Annotated in this window: 3 protein-coding genes; all 3 read right to left on the bottom strand. The window is 50.0% G+C overall.

Annotated elements, in window-relative coordinates; translation table 11 throughout:
* Positions 1-19 precede the first annotated feature (19 nt).
* Positions 20-199 carry a DUF2635 domain-containing protein gene (locus tag LG003_RS23070; protein ID WP_112879686.1) on the bottom strand — a complete coding sequence of 60 codons (180 nt, stop codon included), beginning with the start codon at positions 197-199 and terminating at the stop codon, positions 20-22.
* Positions 200-202: 3 nt separating this feature from the next.
* A complete protein-coding gene (locus tag LG003_RS23065; protein WP_112879685.1) occupies positions 203-742 on the bottom strand; it encodes an ATP-binding protein in 540 nt (179 codons plus the stop codon).
* On the bottom strand, positions 739-1,062 hold a 324-nt coding region (locus LG003_RS23060; protein ID WP_262981769.1), incomplete at its 5' end, for a head-tail joining protein. The genes LG003_RS23065 and LG003_RS23060, both read right to left, overlap by 4 nt.

Raw genomic sequence — 1,062 nt, 5'->3', positions numbered from 1 at the left:
CGTGAAAAGGGTACGGCCATTATTCATTCTCCTTAACTGCCTTTTTAACTGCTTTTTCAGGCTGACATATTTCAACGTCACCGTCTTTTACGCGACGATGCCAAAACAGGCTGTCTTGTACTTCTGTACAACCTTCGGGCAAATGCGTGCCCTTAACCGGGTCGCGTACGCTGCGCCCGGCAACGGGTTTTACAAACATGGATTACTCCTGAATTCTGAAATGAGGTTCTGGCGTGCCGTCAGGCATAGCGATTGTGACGTCGATTTCGTCCAGTTCGGCCGCTTCGATTTCATAGAAATCTTCCGGACCTTGGTAATATTCAATATCCAGCTCCATCAATAATTGCGCTGTATGTCCTTCCCCGCTGGCATCAATATCGATTGTTGAGCGAACCTGGGAAAACTGCTGAGTCTGACGAGTGAGTTCATAACTGTTGATAACAGCCCGCTCTATCTGTTCACGTAATCGTTCGAGAGACTCCTCGGCTTTAACTGCGCCATCGTCTTCGGCTTCGCTGTCAAGTTCCTGCAATCTTCCAGTAATGCGCACAGTTGTGACGGTGTTGAACTGGGGCGCGTTACGTCCCAGTGACTGTTTAACGTCAATTGGTGTCTGCACAAGAATGACAGGATACATATCTTCCGTTGTTGACCAGTCACGCGGGGAGTAAACCCGCGCTTCTGCATCGGTCTTGTGTTTGAGCGCGTCAATGACTAACGCCCTGATACCTGCCGCGTTCATGATTTCACCCTGTTAAGTATTAATTTTGTCCCGCCGTGGCTATCGGGCTGAATATCAGCCACGGCAAACAAAGTATTGACAGGAACACCGCCCACAACACCAACCAATACCCGATCTCCCTTTTTTGGCGGCGCCTGAAACTCAATGTCGCGCACCCCAAGTACGGGAGAAGTTGTATTGATGGTGCTGCCGTCATCAAGTGATTCCACTTCTTGCGTGTAAGCCCGGTCAAAGATGCCGCTGATAGTGTAATGAGCGCCGCTTGCTGGACGGTATTCAACCGGGTCCCCAAACACATCATGCAGCGGCGCTAATAAATG

Origin of the sequence: Photorhabdus kleinii (assembly GCF_025384885.1) — a bacterium.
GTDB classification, from domain to species: Bacteria; Pseudomonadota; Gammaproteobacteria; order Enterobacterales; family Enterobacteriaceae; genus Photorhabdus; species Photorhabdus kayaii.
Note: the sequence above shows the minus strand (reverse complement) of the source record. Positions and strands in the feature narration are given on the sequence as shown.

Bases quoted from the DNA above. Each gene is read 5' to 3' on its own strand.
- LG003_RS23070 (WP_112879686.1), bottom strand. From the start codon at position 199: ATGTTTGTAAAACCCGTTGCCGGGCGCAGCGTACGCGACCCGGTTAAG.
- LG003_RS23065 (WP_112879685.1), bottom strand. From the start codon at position 742: ATGAACGCGGCAGGTATCAGGGCGTTAGTCATTGACGCGCTCAAACAC.